20 protein-coding genes are annotated in these 26353 nt (G+C 51.9%); all 20 read left to right on the top strand.

All coding sequences use genetic code 11. The features are described from left to right. The first annotated feature begins 42 nt into the window (after positions 1-42). The 20 genes from MHH78_RS19920 (at position 43) to MHH78_RS19825 (ending at position 26352) form a co-directional block, all read left to right on the top strand. Positions 43-924 (top strand): carbohydrate ABC transporter permease, encoded by an 882-nt coding sequence (locus tag MHH78_RS19920; protein WP_036727002.1) that lies wholly within the window; start codon positions 43-45, stop codon positions 922-924. Beyond that, positions 924-1742 carry a carbohydrate ABC transporter permease gene (locus tag MHH78_RS19915; RefSeq protein ID WP_081751222.1) on the top strand — a complete coding sequence of 273 codons (819 nt, stop codon included), beginning with the start codon at positions 924-926 and terminating at the stop codon, positions 1740-1742. The genes MHH78_RS19920 and MHH78_RS19915 overlap by 1 nt, the downstream gene beginning before the upstream one ends. Before the next feature lie 18 nt (positions 1743-1760). Continuing rightward, entirely contained in the window at positions 1761-3473 is a 1713-nt protein-coding gene (locus MHH78_RS19910; RefSeq protein ID WP_341168547.1) for a protein O-GlcNAcase, read from the top strand. Continuing rightward, entirely contained in the window at positions 3466-4995 is a 1530-nt protein-coding gene (locus MHH78_RS19905) for a DUF4127 family protein (RefSeq protein WP_341168546.1), read from the top strand. The genes MHH78_RS19910 and MHH78_RS19905 overlap by 8 nt, the downstream gene beginning before the upstream one ends. Positions 4996-5373: 378 nt before the next feature. Further along, positions 5374-6081 carry an N-acetylmannosamine-6-phosphate 2-epimerase gene (locus MHH78_RS19900; RefSeq protein WP_340827820.1) on the top strand — a complete coding sequence of 236 codons (708 nt, stop codon included), beginning with the start codon at positions 5374-5376 and terminating at the stop codon, positions 6079-6081. Then, positions 6068-6901: a MurR/RpiR family transcriptional regulator gene (locus MHH78_RS19895; RefSeq protein WP_341168545.1), complete on the top strand. Its 834-nt coding sequence runs from the start codon at positions 6068-6070 to the stop codon at positions 6899-6901. Before MHH78_RS19900 ends, MHH78_RS19895 begins: the two co-directional genes overlap by 14 nt. 358 nt (positions 6902-7259) lie before the next feature. Continuing rightward, positions 7260-8177, top strand: coding sequence for an ROK family protein (locus tag MHH78_RS19890; RefSeq protein WP_341168544.1), 918 nt, complete (start codon positions 7260-7262; stop codon positions 8175-8177). A gap of 27 nt (positions 8178-8204) precedes the next feature. Next, positions 8205-9791 carry an FAD-dependent oxidoreductase gene (locus MHH78_RS19885; protein WP_341168543.1) on the top strand — a complete coding sequence of 529 codons (1587 nt, stop codon included), beginning with the start codon at positions 8205-8207 and terminating at the stop codon, positions 9789-9791. A 722-nt stretch (positions 9792-10513) separates the two neighbouring features. Continuing rightward, a complete protein-coding gene (locus MHH78_RS19880; RefSeq protein ID WP_341168542.1) occupies positions 10514-12055 on the top strand; it encodes a methyl-accepting chemotaxis protein in 1542 nt (513 codons plus the stop codon). A 198-nt stretch (positions 12056-12253) separates the two neighbouring features. Continuing rightward, on the top strand, positions 12254-14038 hold the full coding sequence (locus MHH78_RS19875; RefSeq protein WP_341168541.1) for an ABC transporter ATP-binding protein: 1785 nt from the start codon (positions 12254-12256) through the stop codon (positions 14036-14038). Positions 14039-14061: 23 nt separating this feature from the next. Beyond that, a complete protein-coding gene (locus MHH78_RS19870) occupies positions 14062-15837 on the top strand; it encodes an ABC transporter ATP-binding protein (protein WP_341168540.1) in 1776 nt (591 codons plus the stop codon). A 73-nt stretch (positions 15838-15910) separates the two neighbouring features. After that, positions 15911-16408, top strand: a complete 498-nt coding sequence (locus MHH78_RS19865; protein ID WP_341168539.1) for a DinB family protein — start codon at positions 15911-15913, stop codon at positions 16406-16408. 166 nt (positions 16409-16574) lie between these two features. After that, positions 16575-17252: an MBL fold metallo-hydrolase gene (locus MHH78_RS19860; RefSeq protein WP_036726939.1), complete on the top strand. Its 678-nt coding sequence runs from the start codon at positions 16575-16577 to the stop codon at positions 17250-17252. Positions 17253-17279: 27 nt separating this feature from the next. Continuing rightward, the gene (locus MHH78_RS19855) at positions 17280-18245 is read left to right on the top strand and encodes an acyltransferase domain-containing protein (protein WP_341168538.1); all 966 of its coding nucleotides are present in this window, start codon (positions 17280-17282) and stop codon (positions 18243-18245) included. A 164-nt stretch (positions 18246-18409) separates the two neighbouring features. After that, positions 18410-20209 (top strand): cache domain-containing sensor histidine kinase, encoded by a 1800-nt coding sequence (locus MHH78_RS19850; RefSeq protein ID WP_341168537.1) that lies wholly within the window; start codon positions 18410-18412, stop codon positions 20207-20209. Next, positions 20206-21051 carry a response regulator transcription factor gene (locus MHH78_RS19845; protein ID WP_341168536.1) on the top strand — a complete coding sequence of 282 codons (846 nt, stop codon included), beginning with the start codon at positions 20206-20208 and terminating at the stop codon, positions 21049-21051. The genes MHH78_RS19850 and MHH78_RS19845 overlap by 4 nt, the downstream gene beginning before the upstream one ends. Before the next feature lie 599 nt (positions 21052-21650). Further along, complete coding sequence (gene ltrA, locus MHH78_RS19840; RefSeq protein WP_340825768.1) at positions 21651-22943, top strand: group II intron reverse transcriptase/maturase; 1293 nt, start codon at positions 21651-21653, stop codon at positions 22941-22943. A gap of 303 nt (positions 22944-23246) precedes the next feature. After that, on the top strand, positions 23247-24542 hold the full coding sequence (locus MHH78_RS19835; protein WP_341168535.1) for an ABC transporter substrate-binding protein: 1296 nt from the start codon (positions 23247-23249) through the stop codon (positions 24540-24542). 85 nt (positions 24543-24627) lie between these two features. Continuing rightward, complete coding sequence (locus MHH78_RS19830) at positions 24628-25512, top strand: carbohydrate ABC transporter permease (RefSeq protein ID WP_036690801.1); 885 nt, start codon at positions 24628-24630, stop codon at positions 25510-25512. A 12-nt stretch (positions 25513-25524) separates the two neighbouring features. Beyond that, complete coding sequence (locus MHH78_RS19825) at positions 25525-26352, top strand: carbohydrate ABC transporter permease (protein WP_341168534.1); 828 nt, start codon at positions 25525-25527, stop codon at positions 26350-26352. Position 26353: the final 1 nt, after the last annotated feature.

The raw sequence follows: 26353 nt of genomic DNA, 5'->3' as shown, positions 1-26353 counted from the left end.
GATATATTTTGAGGGTATTTGAAGGAGTGGGAGGTGTAGAGGGTGTACAAGGGGTTTCGGTCTGAATCTTTTACCGCATGGGCGTTTATGGCGCCGGGCCTGCTGTTTCTGGCGGTGTTTACCTTTTGGCCGATTATTTACGGTATACCGCTCTCGTTGACAGATTATTCTGTCATTACAGAGACGAATTATGTAGGTCTGGAGAACTTCACCCGGGCCTTCCAGGATCATAATTTCCTGATTTCACTGTGGAATTCACTGGTATATGTGCTGATTGTGCCCGTGATCCAGATCATTTCGATCTTAATGGCGATTCTGGTCAACAGCCGGATTCCTGGAGTCAAAATGTTCCGGGCCGCCTACTATATACCGGTCGTCACTTCGATGGTTGCGGTGGCGCTGATCTGGAGCTGGCTGCTCGGCAATAACGGAGTTGTCAATTACCTGCTGCTGAAGGCAGGGATTATCAGTGAACAGGTCTCCTGGCTATCGACGAGCAGCACGGCGCTGTATGTTCTAATGTTCATTACGATGTGGAAGGGCCTCGGCTATTACATGATGCTCTATCTGGCCGGGCTTCAAGGCATTCCTGCAGATCTGTATGAGGCCGCAAGGGTGGATGGTGCAGGGCCGCTGCGGCTGATTGTACATGTGACGCTGCCGCTGCTGCGCCCGCATATTCTGTTCTGCACGCTGATCTCGGTGATGGGCGCGATCCGGGTGTTCGATGAGGTCTACATTCTGACCAAGGGCGGACCGGGGACGTCCACACTGACCTCAAGCGTCTATATTTTTCAAAAAGGGCTGGAGCAGTTCAACTTCGGCTATGCCTCGGCGCTCGGGCTGATCGTCAGTGTGATGGTGGGAGCGCTTAGTGTACTCGTATTCAGACTGAACCGGAAAGGCGGGGTGAATTCCTATTGATGCCGCGTAGCTTGCGTGTTCTGATCACTTATCTGCTGCTGATCCTGCTTGCCCTGTTCATGATGGGGCCGTTCCTGTGGCTGCTCAGTGTCTCGCTGATGCCGGGGCGCAACGTGTTTGCGAACCCGCCGGCCATTCTGCCCACCTTCATTGCGTTCGATAACTATGTGCAGGTGTGGAACTTCATGAATTTTCCGCGATACATTCTGAATACGGTCATCATCACGCTGCTGGGAGTCGTGTTCAACATTATTCTATCCTGTCTGACGGCTTATCCGCTGGCGGCCTTCCGGTTCAAGGGCCGGAACCTGGTCTTCACGCTGCTGATCTCGACCATGATTATTCCGTCGGCCACCGCTATGATTGTGCATTATCTGACGATTCAGGCTTTTCAGCTGGGCAATACGTTCTTCGGCGTTGTTCTTCCGGCAGCGGTGTCCGTGTTCAATATCTTCCTGATGCGGCAGACGTTCCTGGGTATTCCGGCAGACATCCGGGATTCAGGTAAAATGGACGGAGCCTCAGAGCTGCGCATCTTCATTCAACTGGTCATGCCGCTCGTCAAGCCGGGGATTGCGGTGATTGGATTACTGGAGGTCATGGCGTTCTGGAACAACTTCCTGTGGCCGATTGTCGTCCTGGAGGACCCGGAGAAGTATCCGCTCGCTGCGGCGCTTACGTATCTGAACGGGCAATTCTCCTATAACTTCGGCTGGATTGCCGCCGGAACCATGATCTCGGTGCTGCCGATCATCCTCGTGTTCCTGTTCACGCAGAAGTATTATATGGAAGGGATTGCCGGCGCGATAAAAGGCTAACTAAGGAGGCATAACTCAATGGGAATTTCGTTACGGGACTGCCAATATCTGTTCCGCGACTATTATACGCAAGGGAAAGAGCTGGTTGTGGAGGGCCCGCAGCTGCGCTGTGAGCTGGCCTCACGGTATGCCATGAATCAGGATGTAAACGGGCTACTTGCTGAAGGCGGAGACATCGTAATTCTGGAACCGGCCGGACCGGGTGTAGCCACCGCTGATAAAGGCAATGCACAGCTGATGCTGGAGTATGACTGCGGGCTTGCTGCAGATGGATACCGGCTGGTGATTGGAGAAGATGCCAAGCTTGTTGTTGCTGCGTCTAACCGGCGGGGGCTGAAGTACGGGCTGGATGCGCTGACAATGCTCCTGACCGTGGAGGAGGATTGCTGCCGCCTGCCGGTGGTTACGGTGGAGGATGAGCCTTCTTTTCCGGTGCGGGGCATTATTGAAGGCTTCTATGGCGTGCCATGGAGCTTCGCGGACCGGATGGATTCGGTCAGATATATGAGCGGGCACCGGATGAACGCCTTCATGTACGCGCCGAAGGATGATCCTTATCACCGGAAGCTATGGCGTGAGCCGTACCCGGACGATGTGTTCACCAGGATTCATGACCTTAAACAGGAATGCGACAAGCATCTGGTGGATTTCTACTATTGTATTAGCCCGGGCAATGATCTGGAATTCCGCAGCAAGGAGGACTTCGCTAGGCTGGAAGAGAAGCTGGCCGCGATGATCGCGATTGGAGTGCGGCATTTCGCCCTGCTGATGGATGACATAGATTATGTGCTCCAAGGCGACAACAAGCAGTTCCTGGAGCGCTCCGGGACCGCCCATGCCTATGTGACGAACCGGGTCTATGATTACTTAGCCGGATGTCTGCCGCACTTCACCCTGGCTATGTGTCCTTCAGAATACTGGTCGTATTGGAATACGGAGTACAAGAAGGATATCCGGGAGCAGCTTCATCCCGCTGTCAAAGTGTTCTGGACCGGCTATTTCGTCTTCGCCCCGGAGATCGGCCGGGGGCATGCGGAGGATAATTACAGTTTTTACGGGCATGAGCTGTGGCTGTGGGACAATATTCCGGTGAATGACTGCGATAAGGACCGGCTGTTCCTCGATCCGGTGCGCGGGCGCAGCTCCCGGCTCGGCAATTACGGGCATACAGCGGTCGTTGCCAATCCGATGAATCAGTGGGAATGCTCCAAGATCACGCTTAACACGATGGCCCATTATATGTGGAACAGCGAGCGCTACATGCCGGAGCTGTCCTGGGAGCTGTCCGTGCGTGAATTCGCCGGGGAGCTTGCGGAGGACATGATGTTCTTCTGCCGCCAGAATCTGAACAGCCGCCTGTACTCCGGTGGGTACCCGGAGCTGGACGATGCGCTGGCGGAGCGCGATCTGGAGCGGCTGGACGCTTATTTCAGCCGGCTGGAGCAGGCTGCCGTGCGGCTTGGCGGCTTAGAGAATGCCAAGTTCATCGAAGAGGCAGGGCCATGGCTGCGCCGGGCAATCGGGGATGCTTTGCTGTGGCGGGCTGTGCGCAGACAACTGGAGAATACGCTGGAGCCGCTGGCTGGGAAAGATGTGCTTAAGTGCCTGGAGACCTGCCGCAGTTATGGTGTACGGCTCGGCAGTGATCCGGCTGTGCGTGCGGCTGAGGCGCTGGGGATCGAGCTGCCGGAAATGGAGAAGGAGACGAAGGAGGAGGACCAGCATGTCTAAGCACCATAAGCTGATTCTGGTTCCGCTCGATGAGCGGCCCTGCAATTATGAATTCCCTTATCTGCTGGCTCAGGGAACAGATTATACGGTAGAACGTCCGCCCGCCGGGATTATGGGCCTGAAGAAGCGCCCGGGTGATGTTGAGCGGCTGTGGTCCTGGTTCGAGGCCGCCTGTGAAGGAGCGGACGGTGTGGTAGTTGCGCTGGATACGCTGCTCTACGGCGGCATCATTCCATCGCGGCTGCACCAGCTGGAGCTTGAAGTACTGGCTGCGCGTCTGGAGCGGCTGCGGGAGATCCGGCGGCGTTATCCGCAGCTTAAGCTGTATGCGTTCCAGCTGATTATGCGCTGTCCGCAGTATTCTCTATCAGACGAGGAACCGGATTATTATGCCGACTGGGGCCGGGAGATTTTCCGTAAGGGCTTCATCGGCCACCGGCTGGAGCTGGGCATTGCCACGGATGAGGAGATCCGTGAGCTGGCGGATATTGATCACCGGCTTCCAGCCGAGGTGCTGCAGGATTATCTCGGCCGCCGGGCGATTAATATTGAAGCGAACAAGCAGGCGCTGGAGCTGGTCCGGGACGGGGTGATTGACTTCATGATTGTACCGCAGGATGATTCGGCGCCGTATGGTCATACCGCCAAGGATCAGGAGAAGGTGCGGGCGAGGATTAGTGTGCTTGATCTGGAGCTTAAGGTCTATATGTATCCGGGAGCGGATGAGGTAGGCTGCACGCTGCTCGCCCGGATGCTGAACAAATCCGAAGGGCGGAGGCCGATGATCTATCCCCGCTTGTCCGCTGTGCAGGGGGCATTCGTGACGCCGCTGTTCGAGGACCGCTTTTTCTATGAGACGCTGAAGTATCAGATCCTGGCCGCCGGGGGGCTGATCGCATCCAGTGCTGCCGAGGCAGACCTGGTTCTGCTGGTCAGTACGCCGGGGGAGACGATGGAGGAGGCGGTGTCGCAGAAGCATGCTTTTCACAGTTATGACGTATACCGGAACCTGATGGAACTTGTAGAGTACGGGGACTACCTTCTGCAGAGCAAGGAGATGCCGGTGGCTGTTGCGGACGTAGGCTATGCCAATGGCGGTGATCAGAAGCTGGTTAAGATGCTGCGGCAGAAGAACCTCCTGTTCGATCTGGCCGGATATGCCGCCTGGAATACCAGCTCCAATTCGCTGGGGACCGTAATCTCGCAGGCGATGATCTATCTGATCTACGGACGTACACAAGGACATCTGGATTTCCTGGCGCTCCGCTATGCCGAGGATGTATGCTATTGTTCAGTAGTGCGCGGAGAGCTCAGTGAAGGACCCGTGCAGGAGATGGGCTATGGCAAATACGAACTGGACGGACCGCGCGGCCGTGTGGCTGCCCGTGTACAGGAACGGCTGAGTGAAGAGCTGGCCGTGCGGATTCACAGCCCTTCGGGGAGCGTTAAGATCACCGACTGCTATATGCCATGGAACCGGATGTTCGAGGTGGGCTTAACTGTGCAGTATGTGCCATCGTGAGGGCAGGGCTGGCTCTATCCATTGAATGGTTCATTTTTAATTGAAGCGAACATTCAGAGATAGGTGTATTCTGTGCAATTAAAAACAATGAAATGGAAGGATTTACTCCTCTAAATGTAGTCTGTACAACTAAATTTCCCAAATGAGCTAAAACACAGGCACTGCAGGCATTTTAAATGTACAAAATACAACTAAACGGATCATAGGCCGAACATCAGATGATTTAATTGTACAGAATGCACTTAAGCATATCGCGTGTACCTTACACGGGGCATCACAACCCTTGGCATGCGGCTGGTTACAGTAATTCTTACTAGTTGAATTCTGATGTTGTACTTGTTCAATGGATATAGAATATAAGGAGAGAGGGTGGGGACCCTGAGCAAAAATATACTGGAAAAACTGCATCTGGGGCTGATTGTATCCTGCCAGGCGCTGCCTGACGAGCCGCTGCACGGGCCGGAGATTATGGCCCGGATGGCGGTGGCGGCAGCGGAAGGCGGGGCCATCGCCATCCGGGCGAACGGGGCGGCAGATGTGCGCGCGATCAAGCAGGCAGTTGCGCTGCCGGTGATCGGCATCGTGAAGCGCAACTACCCGGATTCGGACGTCTATATTACCCCTACGCTTAGAGAGACTGAGGAGTTGCTGGAAGCGGGGGCGGATATTATAGCCTTTGACGGGACCCGGCAGACCCGGCCGGGGAATTGTACGCTGGAGCAGATCATAGACCTGCTCACGGCAAGCCCGGCGGCTTCCATGGCGGATATCTCCACTCTGGAGGAAGCGCTATACGCTGAATCGCTTGGAGTCAGCTGCGTCTCGACCACCTTGTCGGGATATACACCGTATTCCCGTCAGCAGGAAGGGCCGAATCTGGAGTTGCTGGAGCAGGCTGCACAGCGGCTGAAGATTCCGGTCATTGCCGAAGGCCGGATCAGCCAGCCCGGCCAAGTGGAGGCAGCGCTGAACCTGGGGGCCTATGCGGTGGTGGTAGGCTCCGCAATTACCCGGCCGCAGCTGATCACCCGGCCGTTCGCAGCAGCGGCGAGAAAAGTGAGGATGAACCGTAATGGAAATGAATGACCGGATCAACACGTATTACCCGTCCATGACCAAGTCTGAGCAAAAGGTAGCCCGGTGTGTGCTTGAGCATCCGGATAATCTGATCTATCTGTCTGTGACTGAGCTGGCGGATTTTGCCGGAACGGGCGAGACCACGGTGATGCGCTTCTGCCGCAAAATCGGCTTCAAGGGCTATCAGGATTTCAAACTGATGCTGGCCCAGGGCCTGCCGAAGCGGCAGACTCAGGCGGATGGCGAGCAGGGGGCAGGCGGAGGGGATTACGCCGACCACCTGTATGACTTAATGGTGGGTGTATTGCAATCCAGTCTCGGGATGCTGGACCGGGAGCAGCTGCAGCAGGCGGTAGACGCTCTGGATCAGGCCCGGTATGTCCAGTTCTTCGGCGTAGGCTCTTCCGGGATCACGGCACTGGACGCCAAGAACCGCTTCCTGCGGATCGGGCGGCGTGTCGAAGCCAATTCCGACAGCCATATTCAGTCGATGATGGCGGTGACGATGGGAGCGGGCGATGTGGCATTTGGCATCAGTGTATCAGGCAGCACACTGGATACAAATGACATGCTGATGAAGGCCAAGCAGAACGGGGCCAAAGTCATTGCCATGACTAACTATGCCAAGTCCCCGATTGCTTCCATTGCCGACATTGTGCTGCTGACGGCCGGGAAGGAATCCCCGCTGGAAGGCGGCTCCGTAGGGGCGAAGGTCTCCCAGCTGTTCATTATCGACCTGCTCTGCCAGGGACTGGAGCAGCTCCATGCCGAAGAGACCAAGCGGATGAAGGAGGTAACCGCCCGGGCGGTTATTGACCGGATTTACTAGGGTGCGGGGGAAATGAAGTGATGGTATGTGATGTATCGTGTAACGGTTAAGGGATGGGCGGGGGCTGAGGTGCTGGTGTGAGGGCAGACGGGCGAATGTATGCGGAAAACAGCATATAATTTGCTGGTGCGAGGGCAGACGGGCCAATGTATACGGAAAACAGCATACATTCGGCTGGTGCGAGGGCAAGTGGGGCAAGTATATGCGAAAAACAGCATACAATTTGCTGTTTCGAGGGCAGACGGGCGAATGTATGTGAAAAACAGCATACATTCTACCAACGCGGGTGTGCGTGGGCAAATGTATGTGGAAAACAGCATACAATGTGCTCGCGCGAAGAGTAGTGGAGGTGGTGCGAATGCGGCAAGTCATAGGTGTGGACATCGGGGGGACAGGCATCAAGGGGCTTGTGACCGATGAAGCAGGGACGATTCTGGCAGAAGCCGGGCGAGACACGGAGGCCCGGCTGGGCCGGGAGGTTATTCTCGGCCAGCTCCACAGCCTGGTGGAGGAACTGCTGGCTGGCCATCCTGCGGTGGAAGCGCTGGGGATTGGCTCGGCGGGCAGGGTAAATGCGGATACGGGCGAGGTGGTCTACGCCACCGATAATCTGCCCGGCTGGCAGGGGATGCAGCTTACGCAGTGGGCAAAGGCTGCGTTCGGACGGCCTGCGTCGGCCGATAACGATGCCAACGCGGCGCTGCTGGGCGAGGCCTGGCTGGGCGCGGGGCGCGGCAGGTCGAGCCTGGTCATGCTGACCCTGGGCACCGGGGTCGGCGGGGCTAATCTGGCGGAAGGCCGGCTGCTGCGCGGAGCCGCCTGGAGCGGTGGCGACTGGGGGCACAGCGTGCTGGTGCCGGGAGGTCGCCCCTGTAATTGCGGCAAGCGCGGCTGCGTGGAGCAATATGTGTCCGGCCAGGCGCTGCTGCGTCTGGCACTGGAGGAGACCGGCCGGGCGTATGCGCACGGGCGGGAGATTATGGCGGCGGCGGAGCAGCGCGACGCGTCAGCGCTGGCGGTGCTGGAGCGCTTCACAGCGGATCTTGCGCTGGTGACAGCTAACATCGGGGCGGCGGTAGACCCCGAGCGAATTATTATCGGCGGCGGGGTCATTCAGAGCCGCGCGGTCTGGTGGCCGCTGCTGGCCGGGCAGGCGGGCGGCAGTTTGGCCGCCCGGATCGTGCCAGCGGAGCTGGGCAACCGGGCAGGCTGCTTCGGCGCGGCCCGGCTGGCTCTGGAACGGCTGCGCCGGGACGAAGGCGAAAGACAGATCTAATTGCTGAGGCAGGGAGGAGATGGAGAGATGGCTGGCGAACAGGAGAAGCGTTCGGATGTAGTAATTATCGGCGGCGGACTTGGAGGAACGGCGGCGGCGCTGGCCGCAGCCAAAGCCGGGCTGCGGGTGCTTGTGACAGAGGAGACGGACTGGCTGGGCGGGCAATTGACCTCCCAGGCCGTGCCGCCGGATGAGCACCGCTGGATTGAGGAATCGGGCAGTACCGCGTCTTACCGGGAGTTCCGCAGCAGAGTTAGGGAGTATTACAGGCGGAATTATCCGCTTACAGAAGATTCCAGGAGTAATCCTATACTGAATCCCGGCAACGGTTGGGTCAGCCGGCTGGCACATGAGCCGAAGGTAGCACTGGCTGTTCTGCAGGAGATGCTTGCCCCGTATGTGAATACCGGGCGGATCGAGGTGCTCTATCATACGGTGCCAGTAGCGGCCGATACCGAAGGCGATTATGTTACTGGAGTTACCGTCCGGCAGGGGCCGGGCGGTGACCTGATCAGGCTGCGGGGAGCCTGCTATCTGGATGCCACGGAATGTGGCGATATGCTGCCGCTGGCCGGAGTGGAGCATGTCAGCGGCGCTGAAGCCCGCAGTGAGACAGGGGAGCCGCACGCCCTGGAGGCCGCAGACCCGCTCGACATGCAGTCGATTACCCACGTGGCGGCGGTGGACTATGTTCCGGATGGAGACTATACAATCCCGCGTCCAAGAGATTATGATTACTGGCGCGAATATGTCCCATCGTTCTCGCAGTATCCGATCTTAAGCTGGTTCGCTTCAGATGCTGACGATACTAGCAAGCTGAAGCAGTTCACAATGTTCCCGAATGAGCAGGGGATTGTCTCCCTGTGGGATTACCGGCGGATCGTAGACCCGGACATCTGGACGGAGCCGCTGAATGACGGCGAAGTCACTCTGCTGAACTGGGCACTGAACGATTACTATGCCGGGTCAATTATCGGCGTATCACCGGAGGAACGGGAGCGGCACCTGGAGGGGGCGAGACAGCTTACCCTCTCACTCGTGTATTGGCTCCAGACCGAAGCGCCCCGCCTGGACGGCGGGCAGGGCTACCCGGGCGTGCGCCTGCGCGGAGATGTGCTCGGCACAGAAGACGGGCTGGCCAAGGCCCCTTATATCCGGGAATCCCGGCGCATCCGCGGATTGTATACGATAGCAGAGCAGGATGTGAGCAAGGAGCTGCGCGGACCGGCCGGGCCTAAGCGTTATGAGGATAGCGTAGGGGTAGGCAGCTATCATCTGGATCTTCATCCCACGACGGTGAGCCAGCGTACCTTCTATATCCCGAATCATCCTTACGAGATTCCTCTCGGATCATTGATCCCGGTACGGGTCAAGAACCTGCTCCCGGCTTGCAAGAACATCTCCATGACCCAAATCGCCAACGGCTGCTACCGGCTGCATCCTACGGAATGGAATATCGGCGAAGCTGCGGGCACCCTCGCGGCCTATGCCATCAGGCAGCAGGTGGAGCCGGCGGCGGTCAGGGAATCGGCAGAGCATCTAGAGGCCTATCAGCAGCAATTGATTGCGCTCGGTGTTCAGCTGCACTGGACCCCGGAGGAGCTGGAGGTGTAAGCGCACCTTCTCCGGTAATTCAGTCTATCTCAACAGTCTATAATCTCACATTCAAGGTAAGGTGCCTCGTCAGCGGGGTGCCTTTTTGGTATTTTCTTTTTAGTAGATGTTACCTGGCAGCAAGTAGGTGGATAAACGTATCTTGTTCAGTTGGTTTTGGCAGAAACGGAGGAAGCAAGTGGAAATTGTACAACTAAATTGCTTCAGTCTCGCTGCTCAGTAGAAAATATGAAAAATTAAGTGCCCTTTCTCCAACTACTATCCTACTATGGCCTAATCGTCCATCAGCAAGTGTAGAAAATCCAACTGTTTCCCTGATCCAAAGAAAACAAGTTCTAATCTGGAAAATAAAGCAGTACTGTATTGCATGTAATGAGTATTTTTTCAGAGCAGATCCTAGCTCACCTGTAAATAAGCATGATGTTCCTGGAGGACTTTTAAAGCTATGGAGAATGGACCATTATAATATTTATTATTAAGGGATTCCAATTAACGAAGCATACGAGCCCAAGTGGATTAGATTTCTTCGAAAATTTTTGAGAAAATGCAAAACGTCAGTCAAATAACAGCGGCAGTCTGAGGCTTTTTGTCAAGTCTTATTCTGCCGCTGTTTTATATTGAATTTTAAATATAAATTTATATATTAAATCTCATGCGTGTTATATACTCATTCTAGCTTTCCCAAGCAGAGCACACCACGAGATGAGGAGAACTGAGACCACATGCCATTACTGAACCGATTCAAAGGAAACGCCGCCCAAGCCCCACAAGGTGATGCGCCGCAAGCCGAACGTAAGCTGATCGATGCCTTACAACAGTATGTTGAGTTGGCCGAACGCCAAGAGGAGGAGCAGTCCGATACATATTTTTCCTCTAATTCAGATGAAATGCTCGGTTTGTTGAAGCGCCTGTCATCCGTGATACATAAACGCGAGGATTACTATAAGGTCAGATTAAATATGATCACTGAAGCGATTGAGATCTCCCTGTGGGAAATGGATGTGTATGAGGGGGATCCGGTGAATCCGCTCAATGAGTTCAGGTGGACCGATGAGCTGCGCCGGATGATCGGCTATACGGATGAGCATGATTTCCCCAATGTGCTGGAGAGCTGGTCCAATTGCCTTCATCCCGAGGATAAAGAGGGCGTACTGCAGCTGTTCTCGGATCATATGCTGGACCGGACGGGCACGATCAAATACGACATTGAATACCGGCTCAAGACGAAAGCAGGCGAGTACAAATGGTTCCAGGCGACGGGCACAACCGTACGTGCAGCTGACGGATCACCTATTATGGTAGCCGGAGCCTTGCTGGATATTCATGATAAAAAAATCAAGCAGGACCAGCTGGGCGCACTAGTTGTCCGCTATGATCTGGTGAACCGTGCCCTGGTGGAAGCACCTTGGGATATGGTGGTTATCGCAGGCGATCCGGTCAACCCGGATAATGAGTTCTGGTGGTCGGAGCAATTCCGCAGAACGATTGGTTTTGAAGGCGAGCATGATTTCCCGAACCTGTTAAGCAGCTGGAGCAACCAGCTACACCCGGACGATCTTCAGCCCACGCTGGATGCCTTCGCCAATCATTTGAATGATTACACGGGGCAAACGGACTATACAGTGAACTACCGGTTGCGCTCCAAAAATGGCGAGTATCGCTGGTATCACGCAGGCGGTGAAACGATCCGGGACGAGCAGGGCATCCCTCTGCGGGTAGCAGGAACGATTCGTGATATTACGCAGGAAATCAATAAAGAGGATACAATCAGACGGGTAAACCTGCAGATGGAAGGCTTGCTGACTGCGATTAACGAGATTGTTCACGGGATTGTATCGGTAACAGAGCAAGCTCAGGATATCGCCGAAGTCCAGGAGCAATCCTACAAGGCTGCAGTTGATGTGAAAGAAAAAACGAATGAAACCAAAGAAATCACCAAATTCATCAGCGAGGTCTCGAATCAGACCAGTCTGCTCGGGCTGAATGCTTCCATTGAAGCTGCTCATGCGGGGGAGTATGGCCGGGGCTTCTCTATTGTGGCAAGTGAGGTGCGCAAGCTCGCAGACCACAGCAAGATGGCTTCGAACAATATTGAGAAAACCACGCAGGAGATGAATGACCGCATCGACCATATTATCAGCACCATCAACGGCATGTCCAGCTTGACCGATGCCCAGGCTGCACTGACGCAAGAGGTCAATGCTTCTGTCGAGGAAGTAAGCAGGATGTCGGAGGAGCTGTTAGGTATTCTGCGTACTTTATAAGCGTTAACTGGAATGGAACACCATAGCCTGAGATCAAAAAGCGGAACGGAGCTTCAAGCGTTTCGCTTTTTGATGTTGCAAATTTCTGAACGTGCTAACCGAAAGCCTATAATCTGTAAGGTTGTTGAAAAAAACCAAAGGAATACAATAACAATATAAGATTACAGTTTAGTCTGAAGTGGAACCGGAGGGACTTCCTTGGAATTGCTTAAAAGCTATGTAGAGATGTTGAAGTTAACATATAAATCTATACCACTTTGGTCGTCCTATACAATCTTCAATAATATATTTGGTGTACTCTGTAACTTTTTGAGTTCGGTTATTCTAATCCAGGTCGTATTGAACGGTATAGGCACGAATAAATCTTTTATGGAGATTATAATCCCTGTTGTCTTCATTCAAGTCGTTGTCACGCTTGGGGGAATTAGTACATCCTTGTATTACAGCAAAATAGATCCCGTTGCCCGGCAGATTCTTCACAAAAAAATTGTTGCACAGTTAATACATACGATAATGCACACAGATACTAAAAACTTGGACAACGCAGCTTATCTTAACGATTTTCCCTTTGCCATCAACCAGGTTGAGCAGAGAACGACGGGGAGCATATTGTTAATCTCTAATTTGTTATCGAATGTAGTGGGGATCATCGCAACCGTTTCAGTCATTGGAGTTATGCATGTTGAACTGGTAGGTATAGTAATTATAACGGTCTGTGCAGCCTTTATAATCAATACTACATTAATAAAGACGCAATACCAGTTCGACCAGGACATCCTCTCGCCCAATAGAAAGAAGCAATATGTTGAAAGAACCTTTTATATGAAAAGATATGCGTTAGAGCTAAGGTTGTATCCCATACAGAAGATCTTGTTGAATTTGTACGATAATGCTGTAAAGGAAATCTTACACTCCACGAAAAAGTATGGCTGGAAAACAGGTGCTCTGCAATTCTTGAGAGCTTTTAATCATGAGGTCATCTTATATTGGGGAACCATGGCAGTTCTTCTATTCTCATTAATTCACAGTGAAAGCGGGACCTCGGCTGCTAATATAATTCCTATAACAATTGCAGTATATAGTTTTTCAGACTATTTATTCGGGTTGACCGAAGTCATTACCTCACTGAAAGAATATCAGCTGTATTCAGATAAGTTATTTCTCTTTTTGCAACCGGATAAGTCTTTGGAGAGTCGAAAAGGATTACCTGTTCCATTAAACACCGGCAATACTATCGCTTTTGAAAATGTAAGCTTTGGATATGCAGCAAATGACAAACAGGTGTTAGAGAAGGTTAACCTTCGTTTTAATCCAGGGGAAAAGATAGCATTGGTCGGAGTCAACGGATCAGGAAAAAGCACTATCATCAAGTTATTGCTCGGTCTGTACGACCATTACTCCGGTGAGATCACAATTAATGGGGGATCCATTCGGAAGCAAGATATACGGCAGTATCGTAAGCAGTTCTCAGTAGTGCAGCAGGATTTTCAATATTATGCATGTACGGTAGCGGAAAATATATTAATGGACAAAGTGGATACATCTGCAGATGCTGTGTCCGAGCAAATCGGGCAAGCCATTCATGAGGTTAATTTGAACCTGGATCGTACGCCCGAAGAATTATTGAATACCTACATAACCTCTGAATTTAGTGCCGATGGCCTCAGCCTATCCAAAGGGCAATATCAAAAAATGGCTATAGCCCGTATCTTTGTGAGCAAAAGAAATTTCATTATCCTTGATGAGCCGACCAGTTCGTTAGATCCTGTAGCCGAATATCAATTATTCAATCACATTTTGAAACATTTCCATGATAAGACCATTATCATTATTTCCCATCGGTTAACAGCCGCCAAATCAGCGGATAAGATCTATTTGATTGATGGAGGCACGGTCATGGAGAGCGGTTCACATGAACAGCTCATGAGTCAGGAAGGGAAATACTCAGAACTCTATAGACTTCAAGCAGAAAAGTACCTGTAACACAGGGCTGGAGGTGAAATAGAATGAGCAAGAAATTTTCTCTTAACAATAGCATATTTTACCTGAAATCAATTTTCGTATATGACTGGATCAGAATACCGGGCCTAATTCTTACCGCATTATTTGTTGCTTTCGACACTTGGTTCATTAAGGTGTATGCCATCAAAGTAATCTTAGATGCTTTAATGAATAATTTTGACTTCAGACGAATTATCATTATGATTTCTATTGTAGTTGGCTTCAAAACCATTAAACTTGCTTACGATTCTGCTTGGGAATATTACATAAAACGTTCTGATCCTATCATCATTTCCGGGTTTCAACATGTTGCTTTCAAGAAGGCTAATGAGGTAGACATCAATTGCTATGACGATACGGATTACTACAACCAATATATCTACTCTGTAGAAGAAAGCTCCACAAGGCCGATTCTCTTCTTAAATAGTTTATTTCAACTGAGCCAAACGATTTTCTCCATAACATTTTCCGGAATTTTTATTTTGACTAGTGATCCTCTAATCTTGCTGTTTGTTGCTATTCCTATTCTTGGAGATTCGTTTGTCAGAACAAGGATGATCAAGGCCCGAATGGAGCGAACCCATGCTATCATCCCCGAAAAAAGAAAAATGGATTATGTGCTCCGGACCAGTTATCTTCGTGACAATGCGCTAGATATTCGTATAACCAATATTCATGTAGTGCTTAAAGACCTGTTTCTAGAGGGTGTTGAAAATATAATTGAACTCTATAAAAAATTCAGTAACCGGTTTACGAAATTGTACTTAGTTAGTGATGCCTTTACTCATATTAATAACACTTTGATCTTGCTATACCTCATATATAAAATCGTCGTTACCCAGACACTTAGCGCAGGAGATTTTATCCCGATTAAAGAAGCTGTTGCGCTTATGAGCAGCAATCTCGGCAAGATTATAGAGAGAATCCAGGCATTTCAGGAGCATAACATATACATAGAAAGATTCCGTACCTTTTGCAACTATAGAAACAAGGTAACAGACGGGAATTCCGGGATTCCGCAGGCCAATTTATCACCTTATCTTCTTCAAATGACTAATGTGTCGTTTAGCTATAATAATCAGTCCGATGTTCTGAGCAATATAAACATTGCCATTAAAGCTGGACAGAAAATAGCGATTGTAGGTAAGAATGGTGCAGGGAAAAGTACGTTAATCAAGCTTATGATGCGTCTATACGACGTCACCAAAGGTTCAATAGAATTTAAAGGAGCGGATATTAGAAATTTCAATAAACAAGAATACCTGTCTAAGTTCGATACCGTGTTTCAGGATCATAATAGCTATGCTTGTTCACTGATTGAGAATATTCTGTTTGAGTCTAACCCTACAGCAGAAGAGATTGACAAACTGATCGATATATTGGACAACATAGATTTCTCTTTATTTCTAAAGGATAAGAGCAAGATAGAGCTTGAGCTAACCAAAGAATTCTCAGAGGAGGGGATCATTCTATCTGGCGGTCAAAATCAAAAAGTGGCATTGGCCCGCGCACTGTACAGAGATCATTCTGTGTTGGTTCTAGATGAACCCTCAAGTGCATTAGATTCCATCTCAGAATACAAGTGGATGCAATTGATGGACAAAGCTGCAATGAACCGCACTGTCATCGTAATTTCGCACCGGCTGTCCTCCGTAAGAGACTCGGATTGCATCTATTATATGGAAGCTGGCCGTATTCTTGAAGCTGGTCCTCACGATGAACTGATGAACCTTCAGGGACATTACTTCCAGATGTTTAAGGTACAGGCGGATGCTTATTGACAAAGCGTTAGAATCCGGCTATATTGAATTTCGGTAAATTATATTTCGCGCAATTAATAGGAGGAGCATACTGATGTCCGAATCCAATCATGCTTTTGGTCAAGCACTGGTGAAATCTCTGGTGGGAGAGCGCGGGCATATTCCGATCGCCCGGGCCTTGCCGGATCTGACACTGGAGCTTGCAGGTTATACAATAGAAGGAATTCCTTACTCCATCTATCAGCTGGTGAAGCATATGGGCTTCTGGCAGGATTTCATGCTGACCCACCTGGAGGGCGGCCAGCCTCAGCGGCCTGCAAGCGTACAGGAGAGCTGGCCTGCGGAGAAGGCCCCGGCAGAGGAACCCCAGCTTCAGGAGGCCATCGCACATCTGCTGCAAGGTGTCGATAAGGCGGTTGCTATCGCTCAGAGCGCACAACTTGACGAGCCATTAGCCCATTTTCCAGGGGAGACCAAGGGCGGGCTGCTGCGCAATATCGCCTCCCATAACTCCTATCACCTGGGGGAGATTGTTCTGCTCCGCCGTCTGCAGGGTGCATGGCCACCGCCAGGGGGCGGTTATCCTGCTTAAATAGAATCATCCGAAATGTGGAAAAGTCTGCAATGCTAGATTGCAGGCTTTTTGCTATGGAAGCAATAACATTCATTGACAGTTCGTGAAAAAGTAGATGATAATTTAGTAGATTCATCCTGTAAATTATGGTAATTAGATCTATCAAATCTTCAAGGAGGCGGGCATGGAAGCAACCTATGATCTGTTTACGATTAAAACGCATTGCATGAATTTTCTGAACTACGCTTATCTCGGTATTGACAAGACTTCCCGCAAAGCTTTTGTAGTTGATCCATCCTGGGATGTATCGCAGATGATCCGTATTCTGGATTCGCATGAGGCCACAGTCACGGCTGTTCTGCTGACCCACTCTCATTTTGATCATACCAATATGGTGAAGAAGCTTGAACTGCTCTACCGTCCCACTGTCTACATCTCCAAAACCGAGGCAGATTACTATAAATACCGCTGCAACCGGCTCCGAACCGTCGAGGACATGGACCTCATTCGGATCGGTGATTCACGGATTACCTGTCTTGTAACACCCGGCCATACGCAGGGAAGTGTCTGTTACTGGGGGCAGGACCATCTGTTCTCCGGGGATACGGTATTTATTGAAGGCTGCGGCTTATGCGACAGTAGCGGAGGCTCGGCTGAGGATATGTTCAACAGCATCCACCGGCTCATCCGGCTGATTCCTCCCAGCACCCGGGTATACCCGGGACATTCCTTCGGCGATCCGCCCGGCAAAGAGATGAGCTATCTCTACAAAAATAATCTGTATTTCCAGATTGATGATATCAATCATTTTGTGAAATTCAGGAACCGTAAGAATAATGCCCGGCTGCTTGATTTCAAATAAGCCGCTCTACAATCAGGGGGGACGGAAATGCACAGCGAAATCGTATTTATGTTCTCCGGGCAAGGCTCGCAATATAATAAAATGGGGCTTGAATTGTTCGGGAAGCAGCCGGTATTCCGGCAATCGATGGAACGCCTGGATCAGATTGTTCATCAGCTGACCGGCAAGAGCGTGATTGAAGAGCTGTATCAGAACTCACGAGGTAAGGGCGCCAGCTTCGATAATATTGTCTATTCCCATCCTGCAATCTTCATGGTGCAATACGCGCTCGCGGAGACTCTGGAAGCTGAGGGAATAACCCCACGCTACACGCTGGGAGTCAGTCTCGGGGAGTATGTTGCGCTGGCGGTGGCTAAGGTGCTGACGCCTGAACAGGTGCTGGAGCTGATTGTGACGCAAGTACGGCTGCTGGAGGATACCTGCGACAACGGCGCGATGATTGCTGTTCTGGATCATGTGCAGCTCTATCACCGGAACGCCGAGCTGAACACCCGCTCCGAGCTGATCGCTGTGAATTTCGACAAGCACTTCACCATCGCTTGCAGCAGCGGGCATACCGGCGAAATCCAGCAGTTCCTCAGAGCACAGGGTGTGGCCAGTCTGAAGCTGCCTGTGAACTACGCCTTCCATTCCTCATTCATCGATGAACTGGAGAAGCCTTATCGTACATATATGCAAAAGATCGATTACAAGACGCCTGCTCCGGGAGTGACACTGGTATCGGCCATGACCGGGGGAAATGTGCAAACGGTGGATGAATCCTTCCTGTGGGATGTGGTGAGGAAGCCGATGAATTTCCGCACAGCACTGGAGGGTCTGACTGCCGGCGGGCCGCGGCTGCTGCTCGATCTGAGCCCGTCGGGTACCCTGGAGAACTTCAGCAAGTATATTCTCGGCAAGCCGGCGGCTCAGCAGGCAAGGTCGGTACTGACGCCGATGGCCAGCGAGCTGAAGAAGCTGAATGAGATTGTGAATGATGCCTTAGAAGTCTGATTAAGCCAAATCCCTACAAGCAGCAGTTCTCTTAGTTATGGAGAGCCGCTGCTTTTCTGTTGTTGTAATTTGTGTATAATACATGTACAACCATACATGTAACGGAGGGAACGATGAAGCGGTTCATGCCATATCCATCCCTCTTGAAGAGGTTAAGGGCGTATATGCCCTTTCTATTCAGCGGAAGTATGCCGCTGCGGCGGAAGATTCTGCTAAGCAACCTCCTGATTGTCCTGCTGGCACTGGTGATTTTCATGGTCAGCATTCAGCGGATTGTCTTCAATCAGACCCTGGAGAGAACCACGGCAAGCTCACAGCAGGAAGTGAAGCTGGTCAAGCAGTCGATGGAGACGGTGTTCCAGTCGGTCCAGAATTTCACCAAGTTCGTGCTGATCAATCAGGACACCCAGAAGCTGCTCAGCAGCGATACCGGTACCGGCAATGATGTTGCTGCACTGAAGTCGATCTACAATACACTTGCAGCGATGCTAGTAACCGAGCCGAATATTGATTCCGTAATTATAGAATCCTTGAGCGGCAATCTCTATTACACCTCCAATCTGACCGGCGTGACCCGGGAGAGTCTGGGAATCTATCCCAAAGCGGAGATCGATGCAGCCAGAGGCGGGGCGGTCTGGGCGGATTCGCTGACGCCTGCTTTTCTGTCCGGGATGAAGCATAAGAATATGATCAGTGTGGGCAGGGTCATTAAGAGCATGGAGAAGGGGACCCCGCTTGGCTATATCTATGTCAACATTGACGAGCGGACGCTTGCCCGCCTCTATCATAATGAACAGAACCCGGAGAGCGCTACGCTGGTCATTAACCGGGATGGAAGAATCATCTCTGCGAATGAAGCCACAAGGGTGAACCAGCCGGTCCCGGAGGCATCCCTCACGGATTGGGTCAAGTCAGTCTCACAAGGGGCCCGGACCCAGGAGGTCGCCGGAGACCGTTATTTAGTATCCATGCAGAGTCTCACTCCCTATGACTGGAAGCTAGTCCAGCTGGTGACGATATCTGAGCTAACCTACGGGTACTGGAAAATCGCTCTGCTGCTGGCCGGGTTCAGCCTGATCAGCATCCTGTCGGCAGTGCTTTTGTCTGTTCTGTTCGCCCGCCGGCTGACCCGGCCGCTCAGCCAGCTTAGCGAGGTAATTGTCGAAGTGGGCAGCGGGAATCTGGAGCGGCGCGCCGCCGCCGATTCTGAGGATGAGGTCGGGCGGCTCGGAGCTACCTTCAATGAAATGGTGGAGCGCATCCAGGGCTTGATGGTCCAGGTGGAGACGGAAGAGAGGACCAAACGGATGCTGGAGCTGCGGCTGCTCTATTCGCAGATCAAGCCGCATTTCCTGTACAATACACTGGATACGATTCGTGCAATGGCGGTGATGTCGGGGGCGAAGGACATCAGCAAGATGCTGAAGGCGCTGGGTGAGTTCTACCGGATATCACTTAGCAACGGACAGGAGCTCATTACCGTGGCCCAGGAGCAGAAGCATCTGGAGAGCTACCTGTATATTCAGCAGATCCGTTTTCCTAAGCTGAACTACCGGATAGGGTTCGAGCCGGGGCTGGAGTCCTGCCTGGTGCCGACCATGCTGCTTCAGCCGCTGGTCGAGAATGCGATCCACCATGGCATTAGAGGGATGGCGGACGGAGGCTGGTGTGAAATTACCTGCGAAGCGGAAACCACGAATGGACAGAGCCGGCTCTGCTTCACCGTACGCGACAACGGCAAAGGCATAAGCGAAGAGCAGCAGCGGATGATCTGGTCGGGGCATGACAATACGGAGAGGTACAGCTTCGGACTCCGAAATATTCAAGACCGCATCCGCCTGCGGTTCGGCGGGGCCTATGGAATCTCTCTGACCTCTGAGCCAGGCCAGGGCGTAGAAGTGAAGCTGCGCTTGCCGCTGCTTATGCAGACGAACGAACAGGAAGAGGGGACAGTCAGACTATGAGTACAGCACCGGTAGCCCGCGTCCTGATTGTGGATGACGAATATTATTTCAGGCAGCTCCTGATCCGTCTGGTGGACTGGGAGGCCGCCGGGTTCGAGGTCGCCGCAGAAGCGGATGACGGCACGGCCGCATTGCAGATCATCGGGGAGCAGCCAATCGATCTCATCATTACGGATATTGAGATGCCGAATATGAACGGGCTTGAATTCATTGGGGAAGTCCGTAAGTTGAATTCGGCGGCCAAGCTGATTTTTATCACCAGCTACGATAATTTCTCTTATGCGCAGCAGGCTATATCGCTTGGCGCAGACCATTATCTGCTGAAGCCTGTTGATGAGGATGCTGTCGAACAGGCCCTCCGCACGATCCGGACGCAGCTGACAGAGAAGTGGGAGGCCGAGCGCTACATCAACCGGCTCAGAATCAAAGCCGGGGATGTGCAGGAGCCGCAGGCAGGCGATGCCCGTGCGCAGAAGCGGCAGAGCAGCGGCACGGCCTTAATCAGCAAGACCATCGCCTATGTGACGGCACATTACGCCGAGGATACATTATCACTCCAGAGTACGGCCAGCGCCCTGTTTGTGAACCCGAGCTATTTAAGCCATGCGTTCAAGAAGGAGACCGGCGAGTCTTTTGTGGAATATGTGACGAACGTCCGTCTTGGCAAGGCCATGAAGCTGCTCAGCCAGGGGAGCTCCGGGGAGGAAGCACCGGCTCCCAAGATTGCCACCATAGCGCGCCAGGTGGGGTATAAAGATCCGTTTTATTTCAGCAAATGCTTCAAGAAACGCTACGGCATGACCCCGAATACCGTCTACAGCGGTTCCTATTCGGATATATAAAGAGCAGCTATGCTCAGAGTCCGGTGTTTTGCAGCCGGGCTTTTTCATTTGATTGCGTGCCCAGAGGCACGCATTATCTAGTTGGTGAAAGTCCAACCAAAGGAGGGACCAAGCCACCTTTGTAGCTAGGATGCTTGCGCATGGCGAAATCTGTGAGTAAAAGCGCATCGACAAAAGTACCGGTCAGAGACTGGGCGAGCAACAATCCAGGCCGCAACATGAAGTGAATCTTGCCGCGTCGTCAAAAAGGCCCTGCGAAGGGGATGAGAGGATGCCGAGTCTCGAATCAATAGACGAAGGCCAAGGAAACTGTACAGAACTTGGAACAGCAGTGAAGAATCCTCCGGCGTATAGGGAACGGCATGGATTGAAAGATAATGCAGTGAACTGGGGAGACCCTCCCCCACACGGGAGAAAAAAAAAGAATTTTTTTTTTAAGGAACCCGTAAAGAGACGCTCTATAAGTCCAGAAGACGAAGTGAACCGTCTGTGGGAAGGGAGTCCGAGGGGCTTATAGTACCGAAGAACCTAAGGACAACATAACCTTAGGGAGGGAAGGAGCCCTGCTTTGTTTACGCTTTTGGAGGAGGTACGAGTGAGTGAATGCCAAACGGCTAACGACACCCAAGGAAAAAGTTCAAGAACTCCAAGAAAAGCTAGGTCATGCGGCCAAGGAGAACAACAAGCGTAAATTCCACGCCTTGTACGACAAAGTCTACCGGTGGGATGTGCTATGCGAAGCCTGGAAACGGGTGAAAGCGAATAAGGGAGCTGCGGGAGTAGATGCCGTAACGCTCGCAGATATTGAAGAACAAGGAGAAACAAGATTCCTCAAGGAATGCGAGCGAGAACTGAAAGAAGGCAGCTACCATCCGCAGCCCGTACGTCGGCACTATATCCCAAAGAAAGACGGGAAGCCAAGACCGCTAGGCATCCCTACCGTGCGTGACCGAGTCCTACAGATGGCAACGAAACTGGTGATTGAACCCATCTTTGAAGCCGATTTTAAAGAAGTCTCCTTCGGATTTCGTCCGAAACGAAGTGCGAAAGGAGCGTTGGAGCGAATCCGTAAAGCCTGCAACCGCAAAGGAAATTGGATAGTCGACATCGATATCCAAGGCTACTTCGACAATATCAATCAGGAGAAGCTCATGAAGTTAATACAAATGCGTATCAATGACAGGCGGATCTTGAAGCTGATACGGAAGTGGCTACATGCGGGAGTGATGGAAGAAGGAAACGTACGGCGCTCCGATTTAGGGACACCCCAAGGTGGCGTGATTTCGCCACTGCTGGCGAATATCTATTTGAACTACTTTGACCGATTATGGGAGAAACACGGAAGTGGGCTGGGAGAACTGACGAGGTATGCAGACGACTTCGTTGTGGTCTGTAAAACCAAAAAGGATGCGGAACATGCGTATGAACTCATCCGCAACATTATGGAACGTCTGGAACTCACGCTACATCCGACCAAAACCCGCATTGTAGGTCTGTGGACAGGAGACGAAGGCTTCGACTTCTTAGGAATGCACCACCGAAAAACGAAAGCAGAAACCTCTCAAGGGAAGGTGTACTATACCACACAGCAGTGGCTAACGAAGAAGGCAGAGGAACGTATCCGGGGCGTGGTCAAAGACCGATTAGCACCACCCGGCATGCGCTGGAAATCGTTTGAGGAACACGTGGAATGGCTCAATCCCAAGATACAGGGATGGAGAAATTATTATTACACGAAGTATAGCCAAAAGAGGTTAGCGAAGCTGGATTGGTATATTCTGCAGCGATTCACCCGGTGGTATGCAAAGAAGAGAAATCGGAGGAGATGGATGAGTTCATTCCCGGAGGTCAAGTATATGGCCAATAAGTGCGGACTAAAAACGCTATTGTAATCTGCATGCCCATGAATGACAAACATCGGAAAGCCGTATGAGGGAAAACCTCACGTACGGTTTGATGAGGAGGGGCTGGGTTACTCCAGCCCTTTACTCTAGACATTTTCGCTGATTAAAGTTAACCCTGTGTAAAGCTGCCGTTAAGATGGGAACGCTCCGTAAATTAAGTGTAAAGTAATCTGACATACCTAAAAATTTTACTGTTAGAACCAATATATCTCCATTCGTGCACGGCGGTTCACTTGTTAAGATGATACCTGTAAGTCAAAACCCGAAATATTGAAAGGTGGTCCAACACAAATGTTCGGAAAAAAGCTTGGGGTAGTTGCAGCATCCATCGCGCTCAGCAGTGTAGTGCTTAGTGCTTGCGGAGGAGCCAATGGTAACGAAGGGGCAACTCAGAATCAGGATGCGAAACCGGCGGAAGGCAAGGAATCTGTCTCCTTATGGATGTTCGATGCAGATCCGATGTATCAGGCTGCTGCCGAGGCTACCGCAGCGGAAGTCGGCGTGGATTTGAACTATGAGTACATACAGGACGAGACCTACAAGACTAAAATCAGTGTTGCACTGGCTGCCAATGAGCTGCCGGATGTCTTCCAGCAGCATGCCGGGAAGTCCTACCGGACACCTGTACTGCAATCAAAAACGGTAGCCCCGCTGAACGATACCCTGGATTCCACGGGACTTGGTGCGAAATTTCTGGACAACCAGCTGGTGAAGGAGGAAGACGGCAATATCTATTCCGTTCCTTCCAACATCAGTACAACCCTGGTCTTCTACTATAACAAAAAGCTGATGAGCGATCTGGGCGCTACGCCTCCGGCAAGCTGGGACGATCTTCAGGCGCTTGTAACCAAGGCCGAAGCTAAAGGGATCATCCCTATCGCCCTCGGCGGCAAGGAAAGATGGCAGGGCGATCTGCTGTACAACATGCTCGTAGCGCGTCAGGACGTTAACGCCTTCGACAATGCGATTAAGGGCGATGCGAAGTTTACAGATGCTCCATTTGTAGATGCAGCGAAGCAGGTAGCCACCCTGGTAAGCAGCAATGCCTTCCAGAAGGGCTTCCTCGGCTCGGCTTACCTGGATGCCCAGGAGCTGTTCAAGAACGATAAGGCGCTGATCTGGATTGACGGCAGCTTCAACTTCGGCGCGCTGTCGAAGGCCATGGGCGATAATCTCGGATATATCGCATTCCCGAAGACGGGTGCAGAGGATGTCTACAGTGCGACGATCGGCTTCCAGAACTCGGCGGCACCTTACTCCTTGTTCGTGAACAACAGCTCTAAGCATCTCGACAAAGCCAAGGAATTCGCTATTAAGCTGTCCCTCAAGCTCAATGATGAATTCGTACGCAAAGGCCTGCCGGGCTATGCCGCCAGCGAAGTGAAGTCGGAATCGCAGAATGAGCAGCTCTCCGCTTATGCTTCCGATATCAGCAAAACAGCCAAAACCCAGGCGATGTGGTTCGGCCTGCTGTCGGCAGATACAGGTCAGGAATACCGCGATATGACGCAGCAGCTCTATGGCGGCAACCTGACGCCTGAGGAATACACTGCACAGCTGGAAACCTTGCTCCGTTCGGCAGAGTAAGACACGCTTTACAAATATAATAGCGGAAAGGCGATGCAGTCTCTTGGACCGCATCGCTTTTCTGCACTCTGATAGGTGGATAGTGATGGAAAGAGCGCTCTCGGATAAGAAATTAATCGCTTTGTTTCTAGTGCCCGGTTTAACCGTATTTCTGGTCTTCTATTTCGTGCCGATCCTCATGACGGCGTATTACAGCTTCCAGGAGTGGGACGGGATTAACCCTATGGCCTTCGTGGGCCTGGACAATTACACCAAGATGTTCACCGCAGATAAAAGCTTCTGGAAGGCGGTATGGAACAGTGTGGCCTTCCTGCTGACAGGCGTGTTCGTTCAGCTTCCGCTCTCGTTCGGCCTGGCGCTGCTGGTCTCCCGAAAGATGAAGGGACGCAAATGGTTCCGCAATATTTACTTTTTCCCGGTGGTCATGTCAACGACGATGGTCAGTCTGCTGTGGGTCAAAATCTACGATCCGAACATCGGGATGCTGAACACGCTGCTGGAAGCCGCTCACCTAGGCAGCTGGGCCCAGGCCTGGCTTGGAGATACCAAGACGGCACTCTTGTCAGTCCTGATCGTAACGACCTGGCATTATGTAGGTTATAACATGCTGATCCTATTTGCCGGTATCCAGGGTATCTCAGAGCAATACTATGAGGCCGCGAAGCTGGACGGAGCTGTCGGTTGGAAGGCCGTCCGTTATATCACGCTTCCGTTATTGTCTGATGTGCTGCGGATCTGTGTCGTGCTGAACGTGATTTATGCGCTTAAGACTTTTGAAAGTGTGTATGTTATGACGAATGGCGGACCGCTGCATTCCACGACCATGATTGCCCTGAAAATGTTCCAGGAAGCCTTCCTGAAGCAGAACTTCGGCTACGGCAGCGCACTTGCCGTGTTCATGGTGCTGGAGTGTCTGATCATCGCCTGGGTACTCAATAAAGTGCTGACCCGTGAAAAAATTGAATATTAAGGAGGACCGGACATGCTGAAGAGTACCAAAAACACTGGCATCTATCTACTGATGGGCCTCATTGCCGTCCTCCAGTTGTTCCCGCTCTACTGGCTTGTGGTAAGTGCATTTAAGGACAATTCGGAGATTATCGGTGGAGTAGTCTGGGCGCTCCCTACAGAATGGCGGTTCAGCAATTTCTCAGAAGCCTGGGTAAGCGCCAAGGTGAATCAATACTTTTTCAACAGTGTGTCAGTTACGCTGATTACCCTCTTGTGCGTGCTGCTGTTCGCTTCGATGATGGCCTACGCGCTGACACGGATGAGATTCAAATATAACGGATTGATTCTGTTCATTCTGCTCATGGGGGTCATGGTGCCGATTCATGCTACGCTGATCCCGCTGTTCATGATCCTGAAGAATCTCGGCCTTCTCAGCTCGCGGCTGTCGATTATCCTGCCGTACATCGCTGTGAATCTGCCGATTGGCGTCTATATGCTGTCGGCGTTTCTGCGGAGCATGCCTAAGGAGCTGGAGGAGGCTGCGTTCATCGACGGCTGCGGGGTAGTGAAGTCCTTCTTCAAGGTCGTGCTGCCGCTGCTGAAGCCGCCGCTTGCCTCGGTTGCGATCTTCGTATTCCTCGCCGTGTGGAATGAGCTGCTGATGGCGGCAACCTTCATCCAGAAGGAATCGCTGCGGACGCTGCCGCTCGGGTTGATGAACTTCAGCGGCCAGTACAGCATTAGCTGGGGACCGCTGGCCGCAGCCATGGTGATCTCTACGCTGCCGATTCTGCTCGCCTATGTGCTGTTCAGCGATCAGATGGAGAAGAGCTTCACCGCAGGCGCAATTCTGAAATGAA

It is taken from the genome of Paenibacillus sp. FSL H3-0333 (genome assembly GCF_038002805.1).
Lineage (GTDB): Bacteria > Bacillota > Bacilli > Paenibacillales > Paenibacillaceae > Paenibacillus_AQ > Paenibacillus_AQ silagei.
This window is presented reverse-complemented; position numbering and strand designations above follow the sequence as displayed.

Bases quoted from the DNA above. Each gene is read 5' to 3' on its own strand.
- MHH78_RS19895 (WP_341168545.1), top strand. From the start codon at position 6,068: ATGGAAATGAATGACCGGATCAACACGTATTACCCGTCCATGACCAAG.
- MHH78_RS19860 (WP_036726939.1), top strand. From the start codon at position 16,575: ATGGAAGCAACCTATGATCTGTTTACGATTAAAACGCATTGCATGAAT.
- MHH78_RS19905 (WP_341168546.1), top strand. From the start codon at position 3,466: ATGTCTAAGCACCATAAGCTGATTCTGGTTCCGCTCGATGAGCGGCCC.
- MHH78_RS19830 (WP_036690801.1), top strand. From the start codon at position 24,628: ATGGAAAGAGCGCTCTCGGATAAGAAATTAATCGCTTTGTTTCTAGTG.
- MHH78_RS19855 (WP_341168538.1), top strand. From the start codon at position 17,280: ATGCACAGCGAAATCGTATTTATGTTCTCCGGGCAAGGCTCGCAATAT.
- MHH78_RS19835 (WP_341168535.1), top strand. From the start codon at position 23,247: ATGTTCGGAAAAAAGCTTGGGGTAGTTGCAGCATCCATCGCGCTCAGC.
- MHH78_RS19915 (WP_081751222.1), top strand. From the start codon at position 924: ATGCCGCGTAGCTTGCGTGTTCTGATCACTTATCTGCTGCTGATCCTG.
- MHH78_RS19850 (WP_341168537.1), top strand. From the start codon at position 18,410: ATGCCCTTTCTATTCAGCGGAAGTATGCCGCTGCGGCGGAAGATTCTG.
- MHH78_RS19845 (WP_341168536.1), top strand. From the start codon at position 20,206: ATGAGTACAGCACCGGTAGCCCGCGTCCTGATTGTGGATGACGAATAT.
- MHH78_RS19825 (WP_341168534.1), top strand. From the start codon at position 25,525: ATGCTGAAGAGTACCAAAAACACTGGCATCTATCTACTGATGGGCCTC.
- MHH78_RS19890 (WP_341168544.1), top strand. From the start codon at position 7,260: ATGCGGCAAGTCATAGGTGTGGACATCGGGGGGACAGGCATCAAGGGG.
- MHH78_RS19880 (WP_341168542.1), top strand. From the start codon at position 10,514: ATGCCATTACTGAACCGATTCAAAGGAAACGCCGCCCAAGCCCCACAA.
- MHH78_RS19885 (WP_341168543.1), top strand. From the start codon at position 8,205: ATGGCTGGCGAACAGGAGAAGCGTTCGGATGTAGTAATTATCGGCGGC.
- MHH78_RS19865 (WP_341168539.1), top strand. From the start codon at position 15,911: ATGTCCGAATCCAATCATGCTTTTGGTCAAGCACTGGTGAAATCTCTG.
- MHH78_RS19910 (WP_341168547.1), top strand. From the start codon at position 1,761: ATGGGAATTTCGTTACGGGACTGCCAATATCTGTTCCGCGACTATTAT.
- MHH78_RS19870 (WP_341168540.1), top strand. From the start codon at position 14,062: ATGAGCAAGAAATTTTCTCTTAACAATAGCATATTTTACCTGAAATCA.